21 protein-coding genes are annotated in these 24,297 nt (G+C 69.3%); 15 read left to right on the top strand and 6 right to left on the bottom strand.

Annotation, left to right across the window (positions count from 1 at the left end):
• Positions 1–50 precede the first annotated feature (50 nt).
• Positions 51–950, top strand: a complete 900-nt coding sequence (locus QE428_RS12490; protein WP_307469738.1) for a tyrosine-type recombinase/integrase — start codon at positions 51–53, stop codon at positions 948–950.
• A gap of 9 nt (positions 951–959) precedes the next feature.
• On the opposite strand, the gene QE428_RS12485 is transcribed toward QE428_RS12490, so the two are convergent.
• The gene (locus tag QE428_RS12485; RefSeq protein ID WP_307469736.1) at positions 960–1,451 is read right to left on the bottom strand and encodes a murein hydrolase activator EnvC; all 492 of its coding nucleotides are present in this window, start codon (positions 1,449–1,451) and stop codon (positions 960–962) included.
• Between the two features lie 287 nt (positions 1,452–1,738).
• On the opposite strand from QE428_RS12485, the gene rpsB reads away from it, so the two are divergent.
• From rpsB to QE428_RS12445, 8 genes are all read left to right on the top strand, one after another.
• Positions 1,739–2,623, top strand: a complete 885-nt coding sequence (rpsB, locus tag QE428_RS12480; protein WP_307469733.1) for a 30S ribosomal protein S2 — start codon at positions 1,739–1,741, stop codon at positions 2,621–2,623.
• Positions 2,624–2,701: 78 nt separating this feature from the next.
• Positions 2,702–3,529, top strand: coding sequence for a translation elongation factor Ts (gene tsf / locus QE428_RS12475; RefSeq protein ID WP_091353907.1), 828 nt, complete (start codon positions 2,702–2,704; stop codon positions 3,527–3,529).
• Between the two features lie 87 nt (positions 3,530–3,616).
• The gene (gene pyrH, locus QE428_RS12470; RefSeq protein WP_091353904.1) at positions 3,617–4,336 is read left to right on the top strand and encodes a UMP kinase; all 720 of its coding nucleotides are present in this window, start codon (positions 3,617–3,619) and stop codon (positions 4,334–4,336) included.
• Positions 4,337–4,392: 56 nt separating this feature from the next.
• Positions 4,393–4,947 carry a ribosome recycling factor gene (frr, locus tag QE428_RS12465; RefSeq protein ID WP_091353901.1) on the top strand — a complete coding sequence of 185 codons (555 nt, stop codon included), beginning with the start codon at positions 4,393–4,395 and terminating at the stop codon, positions 4,945–4,947.
• 7 nt (positions 4,948–4,954) lie between these two features.
• Positions 4,955–5,986: a phosphatidate cytidylyltransferase gene (locus QE428_RS12460; protein WP_307469728.1), complete on the top strand. Its 1,032-nt coding sequence runs from the start codon at positions 4,955–4,957 to the stop codon at positions 5,984–5,986.
• A gap of 29 nt (positions 5,987–6,015) precedes the next feature.
• A complete protein-coding gene (locus QE428_RS12455) occupies positions 6,016–6,540 on the top strand; it encodes a DivIVA domain-containing protein (RefSeq protein ID WP_373457707.1) in 525 nt (174 codons plus the stop codon).
• A 43-nt stretch (positions 6,541–6,583) separates the two neighbouring features.
• Complete coding sequence (locus QE428_RS12450; protein WP_307469722.1) at positions 6,584–7,315, top strand: phage tail tip lysozyme; 732 nt, start codon at positions 6,584–6,586, stop codon at positions 7,313–7,315.
• Positions 7,316–7,319: 4 nt separating this feature from the next.
• Positions 7,320–7,601, top strand: coding sequence for a hypothetical protein (locus QE428_RS12445; protein ID WP_091353888.1), 282 nt, complete (start codon positions 7,320–7,322; stop codon positions 7,599–7,601).
• Position 7,602: 1 nt separating this feature from the next.
• Here QE428_RS12445 and QE428_RS12440 read toward each other — a convergent pair whose 3' ends face one another.
• On the bottom strand, positions 7,603–8,676 hold the full coding sequence (locus tag QE428_RS12440; protein ID WP_091353885.1) for an AI-2E family transporter: 1,074 nt from the start codon (positions 8,674–8,676) through the stop codon (positions 7,603–7,605).
• A 157-nt stretch (positions 8,677–8,833) separates the two neighbouring features.
• Here QE428_RS12440 and QE428_RS12435 point away from each other — a divergent pair, with 157 nt between their 5' ends.
• Both QE428_RS12435 and QE428_RS12430 read left to right on the top strand, forming a co-directional pair.
• Positions 8,834–10,612, top strand: a complete 1,779-nt coding sequence (locus QE428_RS12435) for a glycosyl transferase (RefSeq protein WP_307469718.1) — start codon at positions 8,834–8,836, stop codon at positions 10,610–10,612.
• Positions 10,609–11,547, top strand: a complete 939-nt coding sequence (locus QE428_RS12430) for a tetratricopeptide repeat protein (protein ID WP_307469715.1) — start codon at positions 10,609–10,611, stop codon at positions 11,545–11,547. Before QE428_RS12435 ends, QE428_RS12430 begins: the two co-directional genes overlap by 4 nt.
• 39 nt (positions 11,548–11,586) lie before the next feature.
• Here QE428_RS12430 and glgB read toward each other — a convergent pair whose 3' ends face one another.
• Genes glgB through glgX form a run of 3 tightly spaced genes read right to left on the bottom strand, consistent with a single transcriptional unit; the run spans position 11,587 to position 17,939 of the window.
• A complete protein-coding gene (glgB, locus tag QE428_RS12425) occupies positions 11,587–13,722 on the bottom strand; it encodes a 1,4-alpha-glucan branching protein GlgB (RefSeq protein ID WP_307469713.1) in 2,136 nt (711 codons plus the stop codon).
• Complete coding sequence (locus QE428_RS12420) at positions 13,719–15,794, bottom strand: alpha-1,4-glucan--maltose-1-phosphate maltosyltransferase (protein WP_307469710.1); 2,076 nt, start codon at positions 15,792–15,794, stop codon at positions 13,719–13,721. Before QE428_RS12420 ends, glgB begins: the two co-directional genes overlap by 4 nt.
• A 45-nt stretch (positions 15,795–15,839) precedes the next feature.
• Positions 15,840–17,939 (bottom strand): glycogen debranching protein GlgX, encoded by a 2,100-nt coding sequence (gene glgX, locus QE428_RS12415; RefSeq protein ID WP_307469707.1) that lies wholly within the window; start codon positions 17,937–17,939, stop codon positions 15,840–15,842.
• A gap of 54 nt (positions 17,940–17,993) precedes the next feature.
• Between glgX and QE428_RS12410 the strand changes: the two genes are divergently transcribed.
• Entirely contained in the window at positions 17,994–19,175 is a 1,182-nt protein-coding gene (locus QE428_RS12410; protein ID WP_373457706.1) for a cysteine desulfurase family protein, read from the top strand.
• 9 nt (positions 19,176–19,184) lie between these two features.
• Positions 19,185–20,282 (top strand): tRNA 2-thiouridine(34) synthase MnmA, encoded by a 1,098-nt coding sequence (gene mnmA, locus QE428_RS12405; RefSeq protein ID WP_307469702.1) that lies wholly within the window; start codon positions 19,185–19,187, stop codon positions 20,280–20,282.
• Here the strand turns inward: mnmA and QE428_RS12400 are convergent.
• Positions 20,239–21,261: an epimerase gene (locus tag QE428_RS12400; protein ID WP_307469699.1), complete on the bottom strand. Its 1,023-nt coding sequence runs from the start codon at positions 21,259–21,261 to the stop codon at positions 20,239–20,241. The two genes, mnmA and QE428_RS12400, sit on opposite strands and share 44 nt — an antisense overlap.
• A gap of 41 nt (positions 21,262–21,302) precedes the next feature.
• Here QE428_RS12400 and QE428_RS12395 point away from each other — a divergent pair, with 41 nt between their 5' ends.
• Together QE428_RS12395 and ligA are read left to right on the top strand one after the other, a co-directional pair.
• Positions 21,303–21,998: a DUF4166 domain-containing protein gene (locus tag QE428_RS12395; protein WP_307469697.1), complete on the top strand. Its 696-nt coding sequence runs from the start codon at positions 21,303–21,305 to the stop codon at positions 21,996–21,998.
• Positions 21,971–24,295, top strand: a complete 2,325-nt coding sequence (gene ligA / locus QE428_RS12390) for an NAD-dependent DNA ligase LigA (RefSeq protein WP_307469694.1) — start codon at positions 21,971–21,973, stop codon at positions 24,293–24,295. The genes QE428_RS12395 and ligA overlap by 28 nt, the downstream gene beginning before the upstream one ends.
• Positions 24,296–24,297 lie beyond the last annotated feature (2 nt).

Genomic DNA, 24,297 nt, shown 5'->3' with positions numbered 1-24,297 from the left:
CATCGGCACGCCTCAGCCCGCACTCACGGTCCGGGCGGCATCCTGGGAACGTGCGCGTGTCATCGGCAGCCCTGCTCTACATCGAGCACGTCGAACGCGTGCGCCGATTGTCGCCCGCGACCGCGCGCGCGTATCGTTCCGATCTGACCGATCTGGCGGACTTCCTCCGCGACCCCGAACTCGGCGACGTCGATGTCGAACACCTGCGGGAGTGGCTGTGGGACGCGACGCAACGGGGCATCGCGCGCACGAGCCTCGGGAGGCGGACGGCGTCGGTCCGGGGGTTCTTCGGCTGGGCGACGGACGAGAAGATGCTTCCGGGCGACCCGAGTCTCCGCCTCGTCACTCCCAAGCGAGGACGCACCCTTCCCGCGGTCGCCTCCTCGCAGTCGCTCGCCGACGTCCTCGACACGGCGCGCGCGGCGGCCGACGAGAGCGGAGACGCGCTCGCCCTCCGCGACGCCGCACTCCTCGAGATCCTCTACGGAGCCGCGCTGCGCGTCTCCGAGGCGTGCGGGCTCGACCTCGCCTCTCTCGACCGGTCCGCGGCGACCGTTCGAGTGCTCGGCAAGGGCGGCAAAGAACGCGTCGTGCCCTACGGCGCACCCGCTCAGCGAGCCGTCGAGGCGTGGATCGTCCGCGGACGTCCGGCACTTCTGTCCGACCCGGCGACGACGGCGCTCTTCCTCGGCGCGCGCGGTGGTCGACTCGGCGTCCGCGCGGCGTACGACGTCGTGCGACGTGTCGTCGGGCCGGTCGTGGGGACGGATGCCGTGGGTCCGCACGCGCTGCGGCACTCCGCCGCCACGCACCTCTTGGACGGAGGCGCCGACCTCCGCGCCGTTCAGGAGATGCTCGGGCACGCGAGTCTCGGGACGACGCAGATCTACACGCACGTGTCGACGGAGCGTCTCACCGCCGCCTACCGACTCGCGCATCCTCGGGCCTAAGCGGCACCGTCAGCAGCAGGGGAGGAGCACGGCCCGCGGAACCCGCCCCATCAGCACCAGCGGATTCACGTACTGTCCATCGTGACGGACGCCTACGTGAAGGGCTCCCGGCGGCGCATGGCCGCCGAGGCCGATCGTGCCGAGGGGATCCCCGGCGGATACCACGTCCCCCGCCCCGACGCTCGGGTCGATCGGTTCTACGCTCGTCACCCACCCGTCGCCGTGATCGACCGTGACGACTCCCCGATCCACGACGGTTCCCGCGAAGGCGACGATGCCGTCGGCCGGGGAGAGGACGGTTCCGTCGACCGGGCCGATGTCGATGCCACGGTGACCCGCCGCATAGTCATGGGCGGGTGCCTCGAAAGGTCTCAATACGCTCGCCCCCGGCACGGGGAGTGTCCACGATGGACGGTCTTCTCCGAGCCCCTCGTCGCTCGGGGAGGCCAGCGCAGCGAAGAAGACGATCATGACGGCGAGAACAAGGCGGGACTGCGGCATCCGATCATCGTCGAACAACGCCGACGACGACGGCGCAGAGCGATCCTCGACGTGGATGATCTCCGCGACGGCGGGGCGGGGGAGAAGCCCCTGTTGTTGCTATGCTTGGGGGGCACCTCGCTCGTCGGGGTGACTACGCGTGCCCAGAGCGGCTCGATCCGACCACGTCGATCGACATCGCGGCATCCCACCCAACGGTCTCCTTCGGGAGTGGGTGCGTGCCGGGCACCAGGCTCGCCGCGACCAACGGTCCGGCGCGATCAACCACACAGAACAGGAGAACGGCCATGGCCGTCGTCACCATTCGCCAGCTGCTCGACAGCGGCGTCCACTTCGGACACCAGACCCGCCGGTGGAACCCGAAAGTCAAGCGCTTCATCCTCACCGAGCGCAGCGGCATCCACATCATCGACCTGCAGCAGTCGCTCGGTTACATCGACAAGGCGTACGAGTACGTCCGCGAGACCGTCGCCCACGGTGGCACGGTCCTCTTCGTCGGCACCAAGAAGCAGGCGCAGGAGATCATCGCCGAGCAGGCCACGCGAGTCGGCCAGCCCTTCGTCAACCAGCGCTGGCTGGGTGGCCTCCTCACGAACTTCTCGACCGTCTCCAAGCGTCTCGCACGCATGAAGGAGCTCGAGGAGCTCAACTTCGAGAACCCCTCCGAGAGCGGCTTCACGAAGAAGGAGCTGCTGCTCAAGAAGCGCGAGCTCGACAAGCTGCACAAGTCGCTCGGCGGTATCCGCAACCTGACGAAGACGCCGTCGGCCATCTGGATCGTCGACGCCAAGCGCGAGCACCTCGCGGTCAGCGAAGCGCAGAAGCTCGGCATCCCCGTGATCGGCATCCTCGACACGAACGCCGACCCGGACGAGTTCCAGTTCCCGATCCCCGGCAACGACGACGCGATCCGCTCGGTCAGCCTGCTGACGCGCATCATCGCCGACTCGGCCGCCGAGGGTCTCATCCAGCGCCACAACCCGACCGACGAGTCGGCCGAGGCCGAGCCGCTGGCCGACTGGGAGCGCGAGCTCCTCGAGTCCGCTCCCGCCGAGCAGGCCGACGCTCCGGCTGCCGACGAGTCCGCTCCCGCTGCCGAGGAGGCTCCCGCCGAGGAGGCTCCGGCCGCTGAGTCGACCGAGGCTCCCGCCGAGGCCAAGACCGCCGAGTGATCTTCCCGTCGGCGCCCCGCGACCCGCGGGGCGCCGACGTCCGGATACAACCACCCAACTACTGAGGAGCCGCCACCCATGGCAAACTTCACCATCGCCGACATCAAGGCGCTGCGCGAGCAGCTCGGCACGGGAATGGTCGACACGAAGAAGGCGCTCGAGGAGGCCGAGGGCGACCTCGAGAAGGCCGTCGAGATTCTCCGCCTCAAGGGCGCGAAGGGCAACGCGAAGCGTGCCGACCGCTCCACGAGCGAGGGCCTGATCGCCGCGCGCGAGCAGGACGGCAAGGTGACGCTCATCGAGCTGAACACCGAAACCGACTTCGTCGCCAAGAACGAGCGTTTCATCGCGCTCTCCGAGAAGGTCCTCGACGCGGCTGCCGCTGCCGGTGCGGACTCGGCCGAGGCTGCTCTGGCAGCCGACGCCGGCGGCAAGACGGTCGCCGACCTCATCTCCGACGAGGCCGCGATCATCGGCGAGAAGGTCGAACTGCGACGCGTCCGCACCCTTTCGGGCGACGCCTTCCAGGTCTACCTGCACAAGACGAGCAAGGACCTGCCCCCGCAGGTCGGCGTCGTCGTCGCCTACTCGGGTGACGACGCCGAGACCGCTCGCTCGATCGCGCAGCACATCTCGTTCGCCAACCCGACCTACCTCTCGCGTGACGAGGTCCCCGAGGCCGACGTCGAGAAGGAGCGCGAGATCGTCACCGAGATCTCCCGCAACGAGGGCAAGCCCGAGGCCGCCCTTCCGAAGATCGTCGAGGGCCGCGTGAACGCGTTCTTCAAGCAGGTCGCCCTGCTCGACCAGGACTACGCGAAGGACAACAAGCTGTCCGTCGCCAAGGTCGCGGCCGACGCCGGAATCACGATCACCGGCTTCGCCCGCTTCAAGGTCGGCGCGTAAGCAGATGGACGAGGGGTTCGCATCGCAAGATGCGAACCCCTTTTCCATGCCGTTCGATAGTCTCCCCCTAGACGAGAGGATCCCCGCGTGATCGATGAGAACACCGGACGCCGTCGCGTCCTTCTGAAACTTTCCGGCGAAGCCTTCGGCGCCGGCCAGCTCGGCGTCAACCCCGATGTGGTCAGCCAGATCGCCCGTGAGATCGCGGCAGCAGTCGACCGCGTGGAGGTCGCCGTCGTCGTCGGCGGCGGAAACTTCTTCCGCGGCGCCGAGCTGAGCCAGCGCGGCATGGACCGCGGTCGCGCGGATTACATGGGCATGCTGGGCACGGTCATGAATGCGCTCGCCCTCCAGGATTTCCTCGAGCAGGCCGGCGCCGCTACACGCGTCCAGTCCGCCATCTCGATGACGCAGGTCGCCGAGCCCTACATCCCGCGTCGCGCCGAGCGCCACCTCGAGAAGGGCCGCGTCGTCATCTTCGGCGCCGGCGCCGGCCTTCCCTACTTCTCGACCGACACCGTGGCCGCGCAGCGCGCGCTCGAGATCGGTGCCGTCGAGGTCCTCGTTGCCAAGAACGGCGTCGACGGCGTGTACACGGCGGATCCGAAGGTGGATGCCTCGGCACAGAAGCTCGATACGATCACCTACCGCGACGCCCTGCAGCGCGGACTGAAGGTCGTCGATTCGACGGCCTTCAGCCTGTGCATGGACAACGGGATGGACATGCGTGTGTTCGGCATGGAGCCGGCCGGCAACGTCACCCGTGCGCTCCTCGGAGAATCGATCGGCACGCTCGTCAGCGTCTGAGGTCCACCCCGGCCGACGACTAGACTTAACCGGACGTACCGACGAATGGAGAGACCGTGATCGCCGAGACCCTGGCCGACACGAAGACCCGCATGGACCGCGCCGTCGAGGCCGCGAAAGAGGACTTCTCGACCGTCCGCACAGGGCGCGCGAACCCGCAGCTGTTCCAGAAGGTCATGGTCGAGTACTACGGCACTCCGACCCCGCTGGCCCAGCTCGCCTCACTGAACGCCCTCGAGGCGCGCACTCTCGTCATCACGCCGTACGACAAGTCGGCGTTGAAGAGCATCGAGCACGCCATCCGCGACATGCCGAACCTCGGCGCGAACCCGTCGAACGACGGCAACGTCATTCGCGTGACGATGCCCGAGCTGACCGCGGACCGCCGCAAGGAGTACGTGAAGCTCGTCAAGAGCAAGGCCGAGGACGCGAAGGTCCAGGTGCGCGGCATCCGGCGCAAGTCCAAGGACGAGCTCGACGCCCTTAAGGGCGAAGTGAGCGATGACGACCTCGCTCGGGCCGAGAAGGAGCTCGACGCGGTGACCAAGACGCACGTCGACCTGATCGACGAGGCGTTGAAGCGCAAAGAGGCAGAGCTCCTCGAGGTCTGATATCGCCATGTCCGAAGACGCATCGGGGGACGCGGCCGGACCGGATACCTCGTCGAGTCGATCCGATCTGCGCCGCACAGGGGTGCCCGCGGGCGATCCGTCGTCGTTCCAGGCGCACGTCAAAGCGGCGCGGACCGAGTTCGAGAGTCAGTTCGAGCGGGCTCGAGTCGAGTTCGAAGAAGCGAATGAGCGCCTGAACGCCCGTTCCGGGCGCAACCTGATCATGGCGACCCTCATAGGTCTCGCCATCGGGGCCGTCGTGCTGGGATCGCTCCTGTTCTGGAAGTGGGCGTTCATCGCCTTCGCCGTACCGCTGTGCCTCTTGGGCGCCCTCGAGTTCACCCGCGCACTCCAGGCCGCCGGACGCCGGATCGACCTGGCGGCGCAGCTGTCCGCGGGGGTCGCCGTGCTCGGAGCAGCGTTCGTGGGCTATCTCACGCACTGGTTCGTGATCTTCGCCGCCGTCGTCCTCGTCGTCGTGTGGCGTCTCGTGGCTCAGATGGCGGCCGGCGACGGCCGTCGGTACGGCGACGTGGTGAACGACGTTCTCGCTGGAGCTCTGATCCAGCTGTATGTGGTGTTCCACGGCAGTCTCGCCCTGGTCCTCCTCCGACAGGATCACGGCGAGCTCTGGCTGCTGGCCGTTCTGATCATCGCCGTCGCCGTCGACACCGGGGCATACGCGAGCGGTGTCGCGATCGGGCGGCATCCGATGGCACCCCGCATCAGCCCGAACAAGACGTGGGAGGGGTTCGGTGGCGCCGTCCTCGCGAGCCTCGTCGCCGGCGGACTGCTCGGCGTACTGATGCTGCAGATCCCGCTGTGGGCCGGCCTCGTCCTGGGCGCCGCGATCCTCGTGTCCGCCACGGTGGGAGATCTCGGCGAGTCGCTCATCAAGCGCGACCTCGGCATCAAGGACATGAGTTCGTTCCTGCCCGGACACGGGGGAGTGCTCGACCGGCTCGATTCGATCCTTCCCTCGCTCGTTCCCGGCCTCGCCCTGTACATCCTCCTGAACCCGTTGAGTGCCCTTTCATGACCGAACTGACCTCACCCGTAGCCTTCCCCATGACGTCTGGACGTCGGAAGGGCTACGACCCCGGTGCCGTCGACGACTTCCTCTCCGGCGCGCGCGCGGCCTTCGAAGACGAGGCTGCGACGCTCACCTCGGATGACGTCCGTGCCGCCGCGTTCCCGCTCGTGCGCCACGGGTACGCCGTCGACGCCGTCGACGGCGCGCTCGCTCGGATCGAGGACGCTTTCGCGCAGCGCGAGCGAGCGTCAGCGATGTCTCGGCGAGGTGCGCGTGCCTGGGTGGGCGCATCCCGCGCGCTCGCTCAGGAGATCCTCGACCGTCTGTCCCGCCCCTCGCGTCGTCGCTTCCGGCGCGTCTCGCTCTTTCGTTTCGGCTACCGCATCGATGAGGTCGACCTCGTGGCCGGCCGGATCGCTCGATACCTCGAGTCGGGTGAGAGTCTCACGATCGAGCAGGTCCGCACGGTGGCGTTCCGCATGCAGTTGGGCGGGTACGACGAAACCCAGGTGGATGCGGTTCTGGATGCGGTCGTGGATGTGATGCAGTCGGTCGGATGATCGCGTGGCGACCGCTCACGAGCGCGGATATGATCGGGGGACTGTGACTTCCGGCAACGAGATCCTCCCGACGCGTTCTGCCGTCCAGACGCGTGGCGTGGTCTCACGCCGCCGGCCGGTCTCCGCGCCACGGTGGTCCCGGAGGCGCGGTGTCCTGGCGGCGTTCTCCGTCATGGCGACGGCCGGCTTCGTCGCGGCATCCCTCGTTCCCTTGGCGTCGTTCCCGACGCGGGCGGAGGCGACGGAACTCGATCCCCTGTCGTTGTACGCGACCGCCGTGCACGATGCTCAGCGCTACCAGGCCGGAGACGCGCCGGGCCTGGAGCTGGAGCGGGCGAGCGATTACTCGGTCTATGTGAAGCCGACGCCCACCCCGACTCCCACTCCGACGCCGGTTAAGAAGTCCTCCTCAGGCTCGTCATCGTCGGGATCCTCCTCGTCCGGGTGGAGCCCGCCCTTCGTCACCCCGAACCCCGGCAGCGCGCAGGCGATCGCCTACGACATGGTGACCGCCCGTGGCTGGGGGGACTCGGAGTTCGCCTGTCTCGTCGCGCTGTGGAACAAGGAGTCCGGCTGGCGTGTCAACGCCTTCAATGCCTCCAGCGGCGCGTACGGCATCCCCCAGGCCACGCCGGGGCGGAAGATGGCGTCCGTCGGCTCCGATTGGGAGACGAACCCTGCTACTCAGATCACCTGGGGGCTCGGCTACATCCAGGGACGTTACGGCACTCCCTGTGGCGCCTGGGGGAAGTCGCAGCGCTCGGGCTGGTACTGAGCCGATGCCCCGATCCAACAGGCGTAAGCCCGCCGGTCCCGACGCATCGTTCGATCGCCTCCTCGCGGGGTGGAAGCGGACGGAGAGCCGTCGCGGCGTCGAATGGACGGTGCAGCCGGTGTCCGCCGTCCAGGCGCAGAAGGACTACGTCTGCCCCGGTTGCGGGCGCGTCGTTCCGTCCGGGACGGCGCATGTGGTGGTCTGGCGCGCGGACGGTGTGCTCGGGGATGCCGCCGACCTGGCTGCCCGCCGGCACTGGCACACGGCCTGCTGGCGGATCGCCTGAATCAGAGCTCGTTCTGCCGCGGGATCAGCACCTGGCGGTAGATGATCAGGACGCTCGCGGCCACCGGGATCGCGATGAGCGCGCCGAGCAGGCCCAGCAGGGATCCACCCGCGAGCGCGGCGATGACGACGACCGCTCCGGGAACGGAGACAGCTCGGCTCATGATGCGAGGCGAGAGGAAGTACGCCTCCACCTGCATGTACACCAGGTACCAGATCAGGGCGACCAGCGCCGTCAGCGGTGACGCCAGACCGAGGCAGGCGATCACGATGATCGCGGAGCCGGTCAGCGTGCCGACGAGGGGGATCAGAGAGAAGAAGAAGGCGATGACGGCAAGAACAGCGGGGAAGGGAGCTTTGATGATCGACAGGAAGACAGCACTCAGGATGCCGTTGATCGCCCCCAGGACGACCTGCCCCATGACGTAGTAGCCGACGGACGCGGTGATCTGCTCCGAGAGACCGACGAATCGCTCCCGCTTCGACGCCGGCGCGAGCTGGTACACCGACCGCTTCAGAGACCGCATCGACGCCGTGAAGTAGATGGTCAGGATCAGAACGATGATCGTCCCGGTCGCGAACGCGACGATGCCCGCGCCGAAGGACAGCAGGCCCGTTCCGAGTGACGTGCCGATATCGGCGAAGTCGAGGCCGTTCCACCAGTCGTTCACGTACCCGAGCACCATGTCGACTTGAAGCAGCGGGAAGGTCTGCGAGAGCCAGTCGCTCGCGACGGTGACCGGGTTCCACTGTCCTTCCACCGCGCTCTGGACGAGCTTCTGCGTCTGCTGCACGAGCTTCGCGATCTGATCCACGAGAACGGGCACGACGATGAGGACGAGCGCGGTGGCGATCGCCAGAAGCCCGGCGAACGTCGCGACCAGGGCGCCCCATCGCGGGAGGCCGCGGCGCTCGAAGAAGGAGACCACGGGGTCGAGGCCGAGCGCGAGGAACAGTGCCGTCCCGATGTACAGGAGCACCGTCGAGAGAGTCTCGACCCCGGTCAGGATGAGGATGCCGACGCCCACGCCGAGCGTGGCGACGAGTGCGGTGCGGAACGCATGTTGGATCTTCACGGCTGCCCTTTCCCAGGTCTGCACTCACCCTAGTTCGCTCCGCCTCTCCCTCCGGGCAGCGACTCCCTCCCACGCGTTTGCCAGCGCCGTTCGCTAGGCTGGAATGTCGAAGATCGGCCGCACACCCGTGATGGCGGCTGGAGGAGGGCGGCGGTTCGTGAGATTCGTGTGGGCGATCATCGCCTTCGTACTTGCCACGCTGATGATCGGCGCGGGGGTCGCACAGCGTACTGTCCTCGAGGCACCGACGACGGAAACGGCGGAGATCACCACGGACGGCTCGACGCCGTACGTCCTCATCGACGGCTCCGTCCTCGACAGCCGCCCGGGATCCCAGACCCTGCGTATCCATGGTGACGGGCAGGTGTTCGCCGCCTACGGCCGGACCCAGGACGTCGCCGCGTGGCTCGCTCCCACGGAGTACCAACACGTGACGGTGAACGGCGAAGGCGAGCCGGTGACGAAGACGGTGCCGGCGTCGGTCACCCCGGACGGCGAATCGCCGACCGCGTCGCCGATCGGTTCGGATCTGTGGCTCGACGAATTCCAGCAGGATCGCTCGCTCGCCACGACCCTGAGACTTCCCGCCGACATGAGCGTGCTCGTGGCCACCGACGGCACCTCGGCCGCGCCGTCGTCGATGAGCGTCAGCTGGCCGACGGGGGCGACAACGCCCTGGGCCGGTCCCCTCCTGGTGGGCGGGATCCTGATGGCGCTGATCGGCCTGATCCTCTACATCTTCGCGCTTCGGCACGTGCGACGCTCACGCGGCCCACGTCGGAAGGGACTCCCGTTGACAGCCACACAGCCGATCGACCTGTCCGTGGAAGACGCCGAGAAGGGCGTCATCACGGCGGCGCCCGCACGGCGCCGACTGACGATCGGACGTCGCCCTCTGATCGCGATCTCCGCCGTCGTGCTCGGCGGCATCGCGCTCACCGGATGCTCGCCCGAGGCGTGGCCCGATCTGCAACCCGAGGCGACCCCGTCGCCCACGGCGTCGGTGATCGTTCCCGAAGGTCAGGGCGCACCCGCCGTCACACAGACGCAGGCCGAACGGATCCTGTCGCGCATCTCCGAGCAGGTCACCGCGGCCGACGAAGCCAACGACCCGAAGGCGGCTGCGGTGCGCCTGACCGGGCCGGCGCTCGTCGAGCGGGAGACGAACTACCGCCTTCGCAAGGAGCTCTCGAAAGCGGAATCGCTGCCCGCGATCCCGTCCGGGGACATGACGGCCTTCCTGCCGCAGGCGAAGAACGATTGGCCTCGCATGTTCCTCGCCGTCGTCGAGGACGCCGACGGCGTCGGCACGATGGTGACGGCCACGCAGGAGAATCCGTGGGCGGAGTACAAGGTCGCCTACATCTCGAGCCTTCGCGCGGACGCGAGCATGAACCTCGCCGCGAAGTACGTCGGAGCCGTCGCGGTGGAACCGAACTCCCCGTTCCTGCTCATGCCGCCGAAGGATCTGGCGGCGGCATATGCCGACGTGCTGGACAAGGGCGCGAAGAGCGAGTTCGCCGCGATGTTCGACGAGAAATCCGACACGTTCCGCTCCCTCGTGGCGGAGAACCGGGCCACGCTGCTGAAGAACTTCAACGAAACCGGCGAGAAGACCGGGCGGGTGTCCTTCGCAGCCGAGGCCGGTCCCTCCGAACCCCTGTCGCTGGTGACCCTCGACAGCGGAGCGATCGTGGCGGTCACGGTGACGGAGAACGAGACGATCGTTCCGACGGACAGCGATGCCGTCATCAAGTTGGGCGACAACGTCGTGGTGAAGGCGCTCTCCGGCGTCTCGCAATCGAGCACGGGGTTCCGCACGCAGTACACCGACCAGCTGTACTTCTTCGTCCCCGCTCAGGGGTCCAACGAGAAGATCCAGCTGCTCGCTTCCCGTTCCAACGTCCTCGACGCCAAGGTGGTTAAGAAAGAGTGAGCACTCCCGCACCCGGTGCCGTCATGCGCGGCGCCGTCGACCTCTCGTCCCTCCGCAACCGGCCCGCCGGTCAGCCGGCCTCGCCTGCACCCTCGCCGGACGGGCAGGCACCGGCATCCCGTCTCGTCTTCGACGTCACGGATGCGGATTTCGGCCAGGTTCTCGAACTGTCGAAGACCGTGCCGGTCGTCGTCGACCTCTGGGCGGACTGGTGCGGGCCGTGCACACAGCTGAGCCCCGTGCTCGAGAAGGTCGTCGCCGAGCTCGGCGGGCGCCTCGTCCTCGCGAAGGTCGACGTCGACGCGAACCCTCAGCTCGCCCAGAGCTTCCGAGCGCAGTCGATCCCTCTGGTCGTCGCGCTCGTCGCGGGCCAGCCTGTGCAGCTGTTCACCGGCGCGGTGCCCGAAGCGCAGGTCCGAGAGGTCTTCACGCAGCTTCTGCAGCTCGCCGCCCAGCACGGAGTGACCGGGACGGTCCCGATGGAGGGAGCGCCGGCGGATGCCGAACAGCAGGCGCCCGCCCTGCCGCCGCTTCATCAGGCCGCCTTCGACGCGATCGAGGCGGGTGACTACTCGGCCGCGGCGACCGCGTACGAGCAGGCTCTGACGGAGAACCCTCGCGACGAGGATGCGAAAGCGGGCCTCGCGCAGGTGCAACTGCTCGCGCGGGTCCAGCACCTCGATCTCGCGGAAGCACGAGCGGCCGCCGCGGCGGGGCCGACGGACATCTCCGCCCAATTCGACGTGGCCGATCTCGATCTCGCCGGTGGCCACGTGGACGACGCGTTCGCGCGCCTGCTCGACCTGTTCGCCGCGGTCCCGACCGATGAGCGGGCGCCGGTCCGTGAACGACTGCTCGAGCTGTTCGGTGTGGTCGGGGACGCCGACCCCCGCGTCATCCGTGCACGCGGACGCCTCGCCAGCCTGCTGTTCTGAGAACGGTCGGGGTCCGGGATCGTCCCGGACCCCGACCGATCACCCCTCGTAACGGAGCCAGAGCACACCGAGCGGCGGCAGCGTCACCTGGGCGGTGCCGTCGGCATCCGTCGTCACGCCGCCGAAGTTGCCGACACCGGACCCGCCGAACTCCTGTGCGTCGGAGTTGAGGACCTCCGCCCACGCACCGGTCTCGGGGAGCGTGAGGCGCACGTCGTGCCGCGGTGAGCCGGCGAAGTTGCAGAGGACGACGACGGTCCCACCGTCGTCGTCGCGTCGCGCGAACCCGAGCACATTTCTGTCGGGGGAGTGCGGCCACACTCGGCTGAACGCCGATCCGTCGCTGTCGCGCGCCCACAGGGGGGACTCTGCGCGGTACGTGTGGTTGAGGGCGGAGACGAAGTGCTGCAGCTGCTGGTGCGCCGGCTGATCCAGCATCCACCAGTCGAGGCCGCGACCTTCGGACCACTCCGACATCTGCCCGAACTCCTGGCCCATGAACAGGAGCTGCTTGCCCGGGTGGCCCCACATGTACGCGAGGAACGCGCGCATGTTGGCGAGCTGCTGCCAGTGGTCGCCCGGCATGCGGGTGAACAGCGACCCCTTGCCGTGCACGACCTCATCGTGGCTGATCGGCAGGACGAAGTTCTCGCTGAAGGCGTAGACGAACGAGAAGGAGAGCTCGCCCTCGTGGTGCGAGCGGTACAGCGGGTCGCGGCCGATGTAGACGAGCGAGTCGTTCATCCAGCCCATGTTCCATTTGAAGCCGAAGCCGAGCCCGCCCTGGCTCGTCGGCGCGGTGACGCCGGGGAAGCTCGTCGACTCCTCGGCGATCATCGCGATACCCGGGTAGCGCTTGTAGGCGGTGGCGTTGACTTCCTGCAGGAAGCGGATCGCTTCGAGGTTCTCGCGGCCGCCGTGGATGTTCGGCTCCCACTGGCCCTCTTCGCGCGAGTAGTCCAGGTAAAGCATGGACGCCACGGCGTCGACACGGAGTCCATCGACGTGGAACTCCTCGAACCAGTACAGCGCGTTCGCGACGAGGAAGTTCCGCACCTCGTTGCGGCCGTAGTCGAAGATGTACGTGCCCCAGTCCCGGTGCTCGCCTCGCCGCGGGTCGGGGTGCTCGTAGAGGGGCGCGCCGTCGAAGCGGGCGAGGGCGAAGGCATCCTTCGGGAAGTGACCCGGGACCCAGTCCATGATGACGCCGATGCCCGCCTGGTGAAGACGGTCGATGAGGTACCGGAGCTCGTCGGGCGTGCCGAAGCGGCTCGTCGGCGCGTAGTACCCGGTGACCTGGTACCCCCACGAGCCGCCGAAGGGGTGCTCGGCGAGGGGCAGGAACTCGATGTGGGTGAAGCCCTGTCCGCCGACGTAGTCGACGAGTTCGTCGGCGGCCTCGCGATAGCCGAGTCCCGGACGCCACGAGCCCAGGTGGAGCTCGTACGTCGACATCGGCCGGTCGTGCACCGATCCGCTCGCGCGGTCGGCGAGCCACGCGTCGTCCGACCAGGTGTACTCGCTGTCGGTGACGACGGATGCCGTCGCGGGCGGCACTTCTGCGCGACGCGCCATCGGGTCGGCCTTCATGACCCACTGCCCGTCGGCGGTCAGGATCTCGAACTTGTACGCGGATCCCACGCCGATGCCGGGGACGAACAGCTCCCAGACGCCGGTGGAGCCCAGGGAACGCATGGCGTGCTGAGTGCCGTCCCAGCCGTTGAGGTCGCCGACGACGCGGACGGCCCGGGCGTTCGGAGCCCAGACGGCGAAGGACACGCCGCTCAGCGCGTCGTAGTGGCGCACGTGCGCACCGAGCACCTTCCAGAGCTGCTCGTGCCGTCCTTCACGGATCAGGTGCAGGTCCACTTCCCCGACCGTCGGCAGATGGCGGTAGGGGTCATCGACCCGGTAGTCAGGCGCGCCCTCGTAGGTGGCGACGATGTCGTAAGCGGTGGGCTGGACCGCCGCCTCGCCCTCCCAGACACCCGCGCGGACGTGCTGAAGCTCGACCCGGGCACCGTCGGACAGCACGGCGGTCACCGTCTGAGCGAACGGACGGCGGGCACGAACCACCCAACCCTCGCCGTCCTGGTGGGGGCCGAGCACGTCGTGGGGGGCATGGTAGGAGCCGGCACCGACGGCATCCAGAGTCGAGTCGTCGGGACGGGTCATGAGCGTGCCTTCACGTGGAGGATGTGGACGGGTTCGGCGAACGCGTCGAGGCGGACGTAGTTGTGTTCGTTCCAGGTCCACCGGGCTCCGGTGACGAGGTCCTCGACGTCATAGTCGTGTCCGCGGGGGAGGCCCCAGAGCTCCGAGTCGACGTGGACCGTCGTCTCGCGGGCCGAGTGGGGGTCGACGTTGGCGACGACGATGATCGTGTCGGATTCGCCGGTCGGCGAGAGGGCGGCCGGGAGGTGCTTGGCGTAGGCGACGATCGCGTCGTCGTCGGAGCCGAGGAGGTGGAGCCCGCGGAGCTGCCGGAGCGCGGGGTGCGCGCGTCGGATCTCGTTGAGCCGGCGCAGGTACGGCGCGAGCGAGTCGCCGGCTGCTTCGGCGGCCTCCCAGTCGCGGAACTTGTACTCGTACTTCTCGTTGTCGATGTTCTCCTCGGAGCCCGGGCGTGCGACGTTCTCGTAGAGCTCGTAGCCGGCGTAGACGCCGTAGCTCCCACCCGCGGTCGCGGCGAGCGCGGCGCGGATGCGATACGCCGGCCGTCCGCCGAACTGGAGGTACTCGGTGAGGATGTCGGGCGTGTTGACGAAGAGGTTCGGGCGCATGAAGTCCGCGGTCTCGTCGGAGATCGATGCGAAGAATTCCTCGATCTCGGTCTTCGTGTTGCGCCAGGTGAAGTACGAGTAGCTCTGCTGGAAGCCGCTCTGCGCGAGCGCGCGCATCGGCATCGGGCGGGTGAAGGCCTCTGCGAGGAAGACCACGTCGGGGTGCTCCGCGTTCACCGTGCGGATGAGCCACTCCCAGAACTGCAGCGGCTTCGTGTGCGGATTGTCGACCCGGAAGATCTTCACGCCCTGCCGGATCCAGTGCTGCACGATGCGGAGGACCTCGGTGCGGATACCCACGGGGTCGTTGTCGAAGTTGACGGGGTAGATGTCCTGGTACTTCTTCGGCGGGTTCTCCGCGAACGCGATCGAGCCGTCCGGGAGGGTCGTGAACCACTCGGGGTGCTCGGTGACCCAGGGGTGATCGGGGGCTGCCTGCAGCGCGAGATCGAGCGCCATCTCGAGTCCCTGCTCGGCGGCCGCGTCGACGAACGCGCGGAAGTCCTCGAGCGTGCCCAGGGCGGGGTGGACGGCGTCGTGCCCGCCCGCGGCGGAACCGATGGCCCACGGGGAGCCGGGGTCGCCGGGTCCTGCGTCCAGCGTGTTGTTGGGTCCCTTGCGGTTCACCTCTCCGATCGGGTGGATCGGGGGGAGGTAGAGGACGTCGAAGCCCATCGCCGCGACGGCGGGGAGGCGCTTGGTCGCCGTCCGGAAGGTGCCGCTGCGCACGGTGCCGTCCGGCATCCGCTCCGCGCCCTCGGAGCGCGGGAAGAATTCGTACCAGGCGCCGACACCGGCCCGCTCGCGCTCGACCAGGAGGGTGTTCTCCTCGTGCAACGTGTGGAGGGAGACCGCGGGTCGGTCGGCGAAAGCCCGCGCGAGGCCGGGGTCGCGGACGACGACGAGCGCGGCATCGTCGTCGACGCTCTCGTCCCGCAGGGTATGAGCGGCCGTGGTGAGCGCGGCTCGCTCGTCGGCGGGACGGGTCTTCTCCGCGGCGGCGCCGTCGAACAGGCGCGCACCCATCTCTCGCATGAGGATCGGGTCGACGCCTGCGGCGATCTTCAGTTCCGCGGCGTGACGCCACGTCGCGTAGTCGTCGCCGAAGGTCTCGAAGCGGAACTTCCACGTGCCCTGCTCCAGGAGCGCGACGCTCACCTGCCAGGTGTCGAAGCCGTCCTCGAGCGGCCGCAGCCGGTGCAGCGTCGAGACACCCGAGGGCGAGGTGAGACGAAGGTGGACGCCGATCCGGTCGTGCCCTTCACGGAAGGCCGCGACGGTGAACGGAACGGCTTCGCCGACGAACGCCGACGGCGCGAAACGGCCACCGGGAACGCTGGGACGATGAGAAGCGATCGGGATGCGGCCGTTGCGGACGCCGGCATCCTTTCGCGTCGCCTTCGCCGGGCGAAGCGGGATCTCTGCGGAGCTGCGGACGGAAGCGGGGGAGGTCTGTGAGGCCACGCTCCGAACCTACCGTCGTGGAGCCGACCCGGAAACGGGCCTGGATCACTCGGCTCGGAACAGGTACATTGACGTCCCTTCGGCGGTGAAGGTCTCTCCCGGGCCGCGCACCGGCGCTTCCGCGCACGGACGCTCCTCGATGCTCGACCACAGCGGGACGAAGCGCGTCACCCCGTCGAGCGAGGGGAGCGTGACCTCGACGCCGTGCTCGCGTCCGTGCACGATGAGGAGTGTCCGGTTGGGCGCCTCGTGTTCCGGTGTCGACTGCGCGGCGTACTGGAGCGTGCGATGGGAAGGGTCCGTCCACTGCTCGACCGACATCGTCTGCCCGGTCTCGTCGTACCAGTCGATCACCGAGGCGCCGGGGACGGTCCTGTCGGCATGCGCGAATCGGCCGGGGCGCAGTGCCGGGTTCTCCCGGCGGATGCGGGTCAGGAGTGCGACATGAGCGCGCAGGTCCTCCTGCCACGGTTCGAGCGACCAGTCGTACCAGGTGAGCGCAGAGTCGTGACAGTACGCGTTGTTGTTGCCCCGCTGCGACCTGGCGATCTCGTCACCCGCCGTGATCATCGGGACGCCGGCGGACAGGAGCAGGGTCCCCAAGAGGTTCCGCATGGCGCGGCGACGCGTCGCGAGCACGCCGTCGTCGTCGGTCGGTCCCTCGAAACCGTGGTTGAAGGACCGGTTGGTGCCCGCGCCGTCTCGTCCGTGCTCGCCGTTGGCCTCGTTGCGCTTCACGTCGTAGGACACCAGGTCGTGCAGCGTGAAGCCGTCGTGCGCAGTGACGAAGTTGACCCCGGCGAGCGGTCCGCGCTCCGCGCTGAAAGTGTTGGCGGAGCCGGCCAGACGAGTCGCGAACCCCCCGATCCCGACCGGGGTGACAGCCGCTCGTCGGGCGTAGTCGATGTCGCTCAGCCAGAAGTTGCGGACGCGGTCGCGGTACCGGTCATTCCACTCGGCCCAGCCGTCTCCGAACGCGCCGGTCTGCCAGCCGCCGAGTCCGACGTCCCAGGGTTCGGCGATGAGCTTCACGCCCTGGAGGGCCGGATCCTGGGCGATGGCGCTCAGGAGGGGGTGGTCGGGGGTGAAGGTGTGAGATGCATCCCGACCGAGGGTGGGTGCGAGGTCGAAGCGGAACCCGTCGATCTGCACGTCGTTCGCCCAGTAGCGGAGGGAATCGAGGACGAGGCGGGCCGCGGCATCCGTCGACGTGTTCACCGAGTTCCCGCACCCGGTCACGTCGATGTAGGTGCCGTCATCGGATTGCCGGTAGTACGCGCGGTTGTCGAGGCCGCGGAAGCTCGAGCGGGGTTCGCCGAGGCCCTGCTCCGCGGTGTGGTTGTAGACCACGTCCAGGATGACCTCGATGCCGGCCTCGTGGAGGAGTTTCACCATCCCCTTCACTTCGCGCAGGACCGCGCTCGCCCCCTCCGCCTGCGCGGCGGCGGTCGCGTACGGGGCGTGCGGCGCGAAGAAGCCGACCGAGTTGTACCCCCAGTAGTTCGTGAGCCCCAGCTGGAGCAGGCGCGGTTCGCTCGCGAACGCATGGATCGGCAGGAGTTCGATCGCGGTGACACCGAGGCTCCGATAGTGCTCGATCATGACCGGGTGCGCGATGCCGGCGTACGTGCCGTGGAGCGCCGCGGGGACGCCCGGGTGGCGCTTGGTGAGTCCCTTCACGTGGGCTTCGTAGACGACGGTCCGGTCCATCGGCGTGCGCGGCTTCGCCACACCGCCCCAGTCGAAGCCCTCGTCCACGACGACGGAGCGCCAGGAATGGATGCCGGCGCTCGCGAGTCCGCGTGCGTACGGGTCGATGAGCAGAGTCGCCGGATTGAAGGTCATCCCCGGGCCGTGCGGGCCGTCGACGCGCACGCTGTACGACGCGCCGACGCGGAGCCCGGGCGTCGTCGCCTCCCACACTCCGCCGCCGACGGGCGACAGGGGGAGGGTGTCGACGATCCAGTCAGGGTCGTCGTCGTCGAAGACCACCACCTCGACGGCGGTCGCGTTCTCGGACCATACGCGCAGTGTGCCGACGCCGTCGTGCACGCGCACGCCGAGGTCGTGGAAGGCGTCCGAGAGCAGACCCGGGATGGGGGACTCGGATGCCGCGGTCGTCGGGTCGGCCGGGGCGGAGATCATGAGTTCTACAGTAGTGAGCAGGCGATGACCGACTGCGGCGGGCGGAGGATGAGGATGGTCTACCTCGACCATGCGGCGTCCACACCGCTCCGGGTGGAGGCCCGCGACGCGTGGCTCGCGGCGACGGAATTGACAGGCAACGCGTCGTCCGTGCACGGCGCCGGTCAGGCGTTGCGCCGGGTTCTGGAAGACGCGCGTGAGCGCGTGGCGGCCGTCCTCAGCTGCGACCCCATCGAGGTCGTCTTCACGTCGGGCGGGACCGAATCCGTGAACCTGGGCGTCAAAGGCCTGTGGTGGGCGCGGGAGCGGGACCGTCAGGCGATCGTGATGCCCGACGGGGAGCACCACGCGACGCTCGACACCGTCGACTGGCTCGCGGGCGCGCAGGGCGCGGAGGTGCGGTCCGTGCGTCTGCGGCCGGACGGAGCCATCGACCTCGACGCCTTCGTCGATGCCCTGCCCGGCGCCGCGGTGGCCACGGCACTCGTCGCCAACAACGAGGTCGGCTCGGTGTCGGATGTCGCCGCGATGGCTTCCGCGTCGGCCGACGCGGGCGTGCCTCTCCACCTCGATGCCGTCGGCGCGATCGCGCACGTCGCGCTGGACTTCGGCGATCTGCGGGGCAGCGGGCGGAAATCGGGCGGGCTCGTCGCGCTGAGCGTCGCCGGCCACAAGGTCGGGGCGCCGGTCGGAACGGGCGCTCTCGTCGTCTCCCGGCACGCGCGGATGGGCGCCGTCCTCCACGGCGGCGGGCAGCAGCGCGGACTGCGTTCCGGGACGCCGGATGTCGCCGGGGCGGCCGCCCTCGCGGTCGCGCTCGAACTCACGGCGAGGGAACGGGACGAGGAGGCCCGACGGCTCCGCACACTGGCGGATCGCCTGGGGACCGGCATCCGCGCCGCGATCCCGCAGGCCACTCTGCTCGGCGCCGAGAAGCACCGGCTGCCGGGGCATGTGCACGTCCTCTTCCCGGACGCGCTGGGGGAGACCCTGCTGTTCCTGCTCGATCATTCCGGCGTTCACGTGTCGACCGGGTCGGCCTGCCAGGCCGGCATCGCAGAGCCCAGCCACGTCGTCCTGGCGCTGGGCTACGGCGACCGCGAGGCGCGCTCCGTGCTCCGGATCACGCTCGGCCGCTCCAGCAGCGGCGCGGACGTTGACGCGTTCCTCGACGCTCTCCCGGATGCGTATCGGCGGGCAGCGGCATCCAGCGCCCGTGCGGCATCGCGCTCGTAGACTGGGATGATGCGCGTACTGGCAGCCATGAGCGGCGGGGTCGATTCGGCGGTGGCCGCGGCCCGGGCCGTCGATGCCGGACACGATGTCGTCGGCGTCCACCTCGCGCTGTCACGCGCGGGCGGCACCCTCCGGACCGGGAGCCGCGGGTGCTGCACGATCGAAGACGCCCTCGACGCGCGGCGCGCTGCTGACCTGCTCGGCATTCCGTTCTACGTGTGGGACTTTTCGGAGCGCTTTCGTGACGATGTGATCGACGATTTCGTGAACGAGTACCGCGCCGGGCGCACGCCCAACCCGTGCATGCGGTGCAACGAGAAGATCAAGTTCGCCGCCCTTCTCGAGCGCGCGCTCGAGCTCGGCTTCGACGCCGTCTGCACGGGGCACTACGCGACCCTGGTCGACGGTCCCGAGGGTCGCGAGCTGCACCGCGCGTCGGACGAGGCGAAGGACCAGTCCTATGTCCTCGGCGTGCTGACGGCGGACCAGCTCGCGCACACGTACTTCCCGCTCGGCACGACCCCGTCCAAGGCGGTCGTCCGCGCCGAGGCCGCCGAGCGCGGTCTGACCGTCGCCCAGAAGCCCGACAGCCACGACATCTGCTTCATCCCCGACGGCGACACCCGTGGCTGGCTGGCCGAGAAGGTCGGTGCCGAGCAGGGCGACGTGCTCGACCGGGACGGCGCCGTCGTGGGTCGCCACGAGGGTGCGCACGCGTTCACCGTCGGTCAGCGTCGCGGCCTGCAGCTCGGCGTGCCGGCCGCGGACGGCAAGCCGCGCTTCGTCCTCGAGGTGCGTCCCGTCTCGAACACCGTCGTCGTAGGCCCCAAGGAGGCCCTCGCGACGGCGGAGATCGCCGGGGAACGGCACAGCTGGGCGGGGCGGGCGCCCGCTGACGGTGCGTTCGACTGCCACGTGCAGATCCGCGCGCACGCCGATCCGGTCCCGGCCCGTGCAACGGTCGACGCCGGCACGGTGACGGTGACCCCGGGGGAGCCCTTCGACGGAGTCGCGCCAGGTCAGACAGCAGTCCTCTACGACGGGACGCGGGTCATCGGCCAGTTCACGATCGCGCGGACCGTGTCCGCCGTTCCGCAGCACGCCTGAGCTTCCGCTCCGACTCGACCGAGGCGAGCGCAGCACGAAGGTCGGTGTGCGTGAAGCGGAATCCGGCATCGAGCAGCCTTTCGGGCATGACCCAGCGGCTCTTGAGGATGAGCTCGGGCTCGGTTCGCAGCGCCCACATGGCGAGCTCCAGCATCCAGCGGAGCGAGGGAACACCCACCGGCATCCCGACGACGCTGCGGAGCGATCGCATCAGCGAGCGGTTGTCGGATGCCTGGGGCACCGCGACGTTCAGGACTCCCGCGATGTCGTCCCGACGGACGACGAAGCGGACGGCGTCGAGGACGTCGTCGATGTGCACCCAGCTGAATCGCTGACGGCCGCGTGTGCGGTACCAGGGCGGGCTGTCGCCCGTCGGATCGTCGCCGATGCCGCGGTAGCGGCGGTGCGGCGGCACCCGGCCGTCGTGCTGCGGTCCGCCCAGACCGGTCCGGGCCAGGGTGAGGAGCATGCGCGTCGCGGGACCGTCACCGACCACGATGGCAAGCCGGAGAGCCACCCGCCGGGTCGCGGGGAGGTCTCCCGCGAAGAAGGCCTTCTCCCACGCCTTCGCGACGTCGACGGAGAAGCCGGCGCCGAGTTCGCCGGCGGATTCCGTGTTCGGCCGGTCCGTGGCGTGCCGGTAGATCGTCGCCGTCGATGAGTTGATCCACAGCCGCGGCGGGGCGGATGCCGCCGCCACCGCGTCGTGCAGCGCTCGTGTCGTCTCGACTCGGGACGACAGGATCGCGTTCCGGTTGGCATCGGTGTAGCGGCAGTCGACGGACTTGCCGGCGAGGTTCACGACGAGGTCAGCGCCGTCGACCGCCGCGTGAAGCGCCTCCGGGTCGTCCCAGGACACGGCGGAGGTGCGGCCGACGGGGACGACGTCGTAGCCGTCGGCGACGAGGGCGGCGACGAGAGCCTCGCCGATGAAGCCGCCGGCTCCGGCGACGACGGCACGGGGACGATCGGTGCGCATGTCTCGACCGTACCGGTCGGCGCGGCGGGTAGATTCCGACCATGACCACGGCCGACGGGGGAGCCCCGGCATCCGTCTACCAGTCCGCCCTCGGCGACGCTTTCGCGGAACTGCCGCCCGTGCTCGCACGCTATTTCGGACCGATCTCTCCGGGTCACGTCGGTGTGGGCGAGGGCGTCTACGACATCGTCGGCTCCCGATTCGGGGCGTTCGGGTGGCCGCTGCTGCGCTGGTCGGCCCACCACGAGATGCTGTTCCCCGAAAGCGGCCGCCGTGTGCCCTTCGTCGTCGAGAACCGTCCGAGTCGCGAGGGGCTGGTCGGCGCCCGCTGGTTCGCGTTCCCGCGGGTGGTGCGCGTCATGCGCGACTCGATGCACGCGGACGGCGGGGAGATCGTCGAACGGCTCGGACGTCGAGGCGGCCTCGAGGTGCGCCTGCGCCCGAGCGTCCAGGACGGCGGAATGGTGCTGCGTTCGCGGGCGCTCGCGTGGCGGATCCGGGGCGTGCGCGTACCGCTCCCGCCGCTGGCGCACGTCGAGGTGCGGGAGGACGCGGAAGCCGGTGACAGCGGCCGGCAGCGTGTGGACGTACGCCTCCGGATGCCGCTCCTCGGCGAGGTCTTCCGCTACACGGGATCGTTCGCGTACCGCATCCTGCCCGAGAGCGACACCGTCTCGGGAGTGTCGGCGGCCCTCCCTACACTGTCGATGTGGCTGACGCAGAACTCCCCGCACTGACCCTCGATGAGGCGCGCGCCGCCGCCGAGAGCCTCACCGAGAAGATCCTCGGTGCGCGCGAGGCGTACTACGGCGGCGACGTCGGTCTCGTCGACGACGCGACCTACGACGGGTGGATGCACGAGCTCGAGGCCATCGAACGTGCCCACCCCGAACTGCAGGGCCAGGACTCGCCGACGCAGACGGTCGGAGCCGCGGAGTCGTCCATGTTCGCACCCGTCGAGCACGCCGAGCGGATGCTGAGCCTCGACAACGTGTTCTCGCCGGAGGAGCTGCGGGAATGGTGCACGAAGGCCGAGGCTTCCGCGGGACGCCCGGTGCGGTGGCTGACCGAGCTCAAGATCGACGGACTCGCCATCTCGCTGCGATACGAGGACGGAATCCTGACCTCTGCCGCGACGCGCGGGGACGGCCGCATCGGCGAGGACGTTACGGTCAACGCCGTGCGCGTGGCCGGGATCCCCGAGCGGTTGTCGGGGAAGGGGCATCCCGCGCTCGTCGAAGTCAGGGGTGAGGTCTTCATCCCCGTCGCGGCGTTCGAGGAGCTGAACGCCCTGCAGGCGCGCCTGCGGGAACGTGTGATCGCCGACGCCGCCGCGCGGCCGCGCTACGACGAGGAGAAGGCCCAGAAGAGCGCCGCGCGTCGTTTCCCCGCCTTCGCCAACCCGCGCAATGCGGCCAGCGGCGGGTTGCGGCAGCAGCTCGACAAGAAGTCCGGGCTCGAGCTCGAAGCAGGCGAAGCCCGGCTCGCCTCGCTGCGCATGTACGTCCACGGCATCGGCGCGTGGCAGAACCCTCCCGTCGCTGCGCAGAGCGAGGTGTACGACCTGCTGGCGGCCTGGGGTCTGCCCGTGAGCCCGTACCCTCGCACGTTCGACGACGTCGACGGCGTCCTCGGCTTCGTCACCGAGTACGGCGAGAAGCGGCACTCCGTCGCGCACGAGCTCGACGGGATCGTCGTCAAGGTCGACGAGCTCTCACTCCACGACGAGCTCGGCACGACCAGTCGCGCACCGCGGTGGGCGATCGCCTACAAGTACCCGCCTGAAGAGGTGCAGACGCGGCTCGTCGACATCATCGTGTCGGTGGGGCGCACGGGCCGGGCCACGCCCTACGCGCAGATGGAGCCCGCCCTGGTGGCCGGCAGCGTGGTGCGGCAGGCCACCCTGCACAACCAGGACGTCGTCAAGACCAAGGGTGTGCTGATCGGCGACATGGTCGTGCTGCGGAAAGCGGGCGACGTCATCCCCGAGGTGCTCGGGCCGGTCGCGGAACTGCGCGATGGTACCGAACGGGCGTTCGTCATGCCGACCGAGTGTCCTGAGTGCGGCTCCACCCTCGCCCCCGCGAAAGAGGGCGACATCGACCTGCGCTGCCCGAACACGCGCGGATGCCCCGCCCAGGTCCGCGGCCGCGTCGAGCACATCGGCTCCCGCGGTGCGCTCGACATCGAGGCGCTCGGCGAGGTCACCGCGGCAGCCCTGACGCAGCCGCTCCCGCCGCAGGACCCCGCCCTCGACACCGAGGCGGGACTGTTCGACCTGACGGTCGAGCGGCTCGTCCCGATCGAGGTCATCGTCCGGGACTCCGAGACGGGCGAGGCGCGCGTCGACGAGAAGACCGGTGACGTCGTCCGCCGCGCCCCCTTCCGTCGAAACCCCAGCGCAGCGGAGAAGAAGGAAGGCCTCACCGGCCCCCAGCCGTCGGCTCAGGCGCTCACCCTCATCGACGAACTCCAGAAGGCGAAGACGAAGGATCTGTGGCGGTTCCTCGTCGCCCTCAACATCCGGCACGTCGGCCCCGTCGCCGCCCGTGCGCTGGCGCAGTACTTCGGCTCGCTCGACGCGATCCGTGCCGCGTCGCGGGATGAGCTCGCCGCCGTGGACGGCGTGGGCGGGATCATCGCGGACGCGCTGCAGGACTGGTTCGCCGTGGACTGGCACGTCGACATCGTCGACCGCTGGGTGGCGGCGGGAGCGCGTCTTTCGATCCCGGGTCACCCCGGGCCCGGTGCCGCTGCCGCCGCGGGCGGTGTCCTCGACGGCATCACTGTCGTCGCGACGGGCTCCCTCGAGGGCTATACGCGCGAAGGCGCTCAGGAAGCGATCATGCAGGCCGGCGGCAAGGCGGCATCCAGCGTGTCGAAGAAGACCGACTTCGTCGCAGCGGGGCCCGGAGCAGGGTCGAAGCTCGCCAAGGCGGAAGCCCTCGGCCTCCGGATCATCGATGCCGCGCAGTTCCATCTGCTCGTCACGGAAGGGCCTGGGGCATTGGGCGACGCGCCCGCCGCGGAGTGAGG

This window comes from Microbacterium sp. SORGH_AS_0505, from assembly GCF_030818715.1.
GTDB lineage: Bacteria > Actinomycetota > Actinomycetes > Actinomycetales > Microbacteriaceae > Microbacterium.
This window is presented reverse-complemented; position numbering and strand designations above follow the sequence as displayed.